Genomic DNA, 4,153 nt, shown 5'->3' on the forward strand with positions numbered 1-4,153 from the left:
CGCCTGGCCGAAGCGGGTTACGTAGCGGTGGATCAGGTGCTGGAGCATGGCGAGTTTGCCGCCCGCGGCTCCCTGCTCGATCTCTTCCCAATGGGCAGCAACAGCCCCTATCGCATCGACTTCTTCGATGACGAGGTGGACTCCATCCGCCCGTTCGATCCCGAGACCCAGCGCTCCAGCGAGCCGGTCAAGACCGTCAGCCTGCTGCCTGCCCGGGAGTTTCCCACTGACGAAGCGGCCATCGAGCTGTTTCGCGGCCAGTTCCGCGAGCAGTTCGAGCTGTCGCGGGCCGAGGGTTCCGTCTATCAGGAGGTGAGCAAAGGACGCTGGCCCGCTGGCATCGAATACTATCTGCCGCTCTTCTTTAACCAGACCGCCAGCCTGTTTGACTATCTGCCGGAAGATACCCTGTTGCTCACTGTGGGGGATATCTACCCCGCCGCCCAGCGCTTCTGGAACGACATCGGCCAGCGCTATGAAGACAGACGCTGGGACAACACCCGCCCGCTGCTGCCACCGGCGCAGCTCTATCTGCCGGTAGAACAGCTCTTTGCCTCTCTCGGCCAATATGGCGCCGTGCGGCTGCAAGAGGCCGCCACCGCCGGTGATGCCGGTCAGCACGATCTGCACATTTCGGCGCTGCCCGATCTGCAACTCGATCACAGCAAGGAGCAACCCCTGCTGGCGCTCGATCAGTTCCTGCAAGGCTTTGCCGGTCGCACCCTGTTTGCGGTGGAATCCGAAGGGCGACGGGAGGTGCTCGGCGATCTGCTGGCGCGTATCTCGCTGCAACCCAAAGAGTTCCCCTCCCTCGATGCCTTTATGGCGGGCAAGGATCGCCACGGCCTGCTGGTTGCACCGCTTGAGCGCGGCTTCCTGTGGCAGGAGGCCGGAGCTGATGCCAGTAATCAGCCACTGGCACTGATCACCGAAACCGAACTGCTGGGCGGCAAGGTGCGCAGCAAGCGGGCGCGGGAGAAGAGCAAGAACTTAAGCTCCGATGCGGTGATCCGCAATCTCGGCGAGCTGACCCAGGGCCAACCGGTGGTGCACCTCGATCATGGAGTAGGCCGCTATCTGGGGCTCGAAACCATCGACGCCGGTGGCCTGCCCACCGAGTTCCTCACCCTCGAATATGCCGGCGGCGACAAACTGTTCGTGCCGGTCACCAGTTTGCACCTTATCAGCCGTTACACCGGCTCCGATAACCCGCCCAGCCACAAGCTCGGTGGCGAGGCCTGGGTCAAGGCGCGGCGCAAGGCGGCCGAGAAGGTGCGCGACGTGGCGGCCGAGTTGCTGGATGTCTACGCCATACGCGCCGCCCGCGCCGGTTTTGCCTTCAAGCACGACAAAGAGGCCTATCGCCAGTTTGCCGCCAGCTTCCCGTTCGAGGAGACCGACGATCAGCTCAACGCCATCAACGCGGTGCTGGGGGACATGTGTCAGGCCAAAAGCATGGACAGACTGGTGTGCGGCGACGTGGGTTTCGGCAAAACCGAAGTGGCGATGCGCGCGGCGTTTGTGGCCGTCCATGGCGGCAAACAGGTCGCCGTGCTGGTGCCCACCACCCTGCTGGCGCAACAGCACTACGACAACTTCCGCGACCGCTTCGCCAACTGGCCGGTGCGGGTCGAGGTGTTGAGCCGCTTCCGCTCCGCCAAAGAGCAGACCAGCGTCTTGAAAGAGCTGGCGGAGGGCAAGGTGGACATCATCATCGGCACCCACAAGCTGCTCGGCTCAGAGCTCACCTTCAAGGATCTGGGGCTGCTCATTGTCGATGAGGAGCACAGATTCGGGGTGCGCCAAAAAGAGAAGATCAAGGCGCTGCGGGCCGATGTGGATATCCTCACCCTCACCGCCACCCCGATTCCGCGCACCCTCAATATGGCGATGTCCGGCATGCGGGATCTCTCCATCATCGCCACCCCGCCCGCCAAGCGACTCGCCATCAAGACCTTCGTGCGCCAGCACGAACCGGCAGTGGTGCGCGAGGCGGTGTTGCGGGAATTGAAGCGCGGTGGTCAGGTTTATTACCTGCACAACGACGTGGAGAGCATCGAAAAATGCGCCGCCGATCTGGCGGAGCTGGTGCCGGAAGCCCGCATCGGCATCGCCCACGGCCAGATGCGCGAGCGCGACCTTGAACGGATCATGTCCGACTTCTACCACCAGCGCTTCAACCTGCTGGTCTGCACCACCATCATCGAGACCGGCATCGACGTGCCGAGCGCCAACACCATCATCATGGATCGGGCAGATCACCTGGGATTGGCCCAGTTGCACCAACTGCGAGGCCGGGTTGGCCGCTCTCACCATCAGGCCTATGCCTACCTGCTCACCCCCCATCCCAAGCTGATGACCAAGGATGCGGCCAAGCGGCTGGAGGCGATCGCCTCGCTTGAAGATCTCGGCGCCGGTTTTGCGCTGGCGACCCACGATCTGGAGATCCGTGGCGCAGGCGAACTGCTCGGCGACGATCAGAGCGGCCAGATTGAGTCGGTTGGCTTCACCCTCTACATGGAGATGCTGGAGCAGGCGGTCGAGGCACTGAAAAATGGCAAGGAGCCGTCGCTGGAGCAGCTGATGAGCCAGCACACCGAGGTGGAGCTGCGCCTGCCTGCACTGTTGCCGGACGACTATATTCCGGACGTCAACATGCGCCTCTCCATGTACAAGCGGATCGCCAGCGCGGCGGACGAGCAGGAGCTGCGCGAACTGAAAGTGGAGCTGATCGACCGTTTCGGCCTCTTGCCGGAGGCGACCAAAACCCTGCTGGAGCTGGCCGCTTTCCGCCAGCGTGCTACCGCCCTTGGCATTCGCCGGGTGGAGATGAGCGAGCGCGGCGGCTATCTCGACTTCACCCAGGAGACCAAGGTCAATCCGGCCTATCTGGTCAAGCTGCTCTCCAGCCAGCCACGGGTCTACAAGATGGACGGGCCGACGCGGCTGCGCTTCCAGGTGCCGACCCAGGATCGCGCCATGCGCCTGAAACTGGTGGATGGTTTGCTGGCGGATCTGGCCAACAACAGCCTGTGAGTGTTTGCAACGCTGGCGGCGAGCCAGCACGATAACGCCAACTAAAACGGGAGCCATATCGGCTCCCGTTTTTTATTTGCTATCTGTCAGCAGCGTACTATCAGCCTTGGTTGGCCGGATCCTCATGGGCGGAGAACTCGCGCATAAAGGCCTCGGCGCGCTCCACCATCTTGGTCGAGCCGACGAAGTAAGGGGTACGCTGGTGCAGCGCGGTCGGCCGAATATCCATGATGCGGCCAAAGCCGTCGGAGGCCTTGCCACCGGCCTGCTCCACCAGAAACGCCATCGGGTTGCACTCATAGAGCAGGCGCAGCTTGCCGTTCGGTGAGTTGGTGCCGGACGGATAGATGTAGATGCCACCCTTGAGCAGGTTGCGATGGAAATCAGACACCAGCGAGCCGATATAGCGCGAGGTGTAGGGTCTGTGGGTCGCCTCGTCGCGCTCCTGGCAATATTTCAGGTACTTCTTCACCCCGTCCGGGAACTTGATGTAGTTACCCTCGTTGATGGAGTAGATCTTGCCCTCTTCCGGAATGCGGATGTTCTCGTGGGAGAGGCAGAAGCAGCCGATGGAAGGATCATATGTAAAGCCGTTAACGCCAAAGCCGGTGGTGTAGACCAGCATGGTGGAGGAGCCGTAAACCACATAGCCAGCGGCGACCTGACGGTTGCCCGGTTGCAGGAAGTCCTCCAGGGTCACCGGCGAACCCTGCGGGCTCAAACGGCGGTAAATGGAGAAGATGGTCCCGACCGAGACGTTGACGTCGATGTTGGAGGAGCCATCGAGCGGGTCGATCAGCACCACGTACTTGGAGTTTTTGGAGAGCGGCGAGTCAAAGGCGACGAAGTCCTCTTCCTCTTCCGAGGCCATGCCGCACACCTCGCCGCGCGCTTCCAGCGCCGCCTTGAAGCGTTCGTTGGCGTAGACATCCAGCTTCTGCTGCACCTCACCCTGTACGTTTTCAGCGCCCATGGAACCGATGATATCCGCCAGCCCCGCCTTGTTGATCTCCCGGTTCACCACCTTGGCAGCAAGGCGGATCGAACTGAGCAACGAGGTCAGCTCGCCGGTCGCGGTAGGATAATCCGCCTGCTTTTTGACGATGAACTCACCCAT

General features: G+C 62.1%; 2 protein-coding genes. One reads left to right on the forward strand and one right to left on the reverse strand.

The window, feature by feature from the left end; translation table 11 throughout:
• Window positions 1-3,036 (forward strand): transcription-repair coupling factor (mfd, locus tag LD28_RS0120435; protein WP_033138736.1); only part of this gene is annotated, 3,036 nt, incomplete at its 5' end.
• A gap of 100 nt (window positions 3,037-3,136) precedes the next feature.
• On the opposite strand, the gene fbp is transcribed toward mfd, so the two are convergent.
• Window positions 3,137-4,153 (reverse strand): class 1 fructose-bisphosphatase (gene fbp, locus LD28_RS0120440; RefSeq protein ID WP_033138737.1); only part of this gene is annotated, 1,017 nt, incomplete at its 5' end.

It is taken from the genome of Aeromonas finlandensis (assembly GCF_000764645.1).
Lineage (GTDB): Bacteria > Pseudomonadota > Gammaproteobacteria > Enterobacterales > Aeromonadaceae > Aeromonas > Aeromonas finlandensis.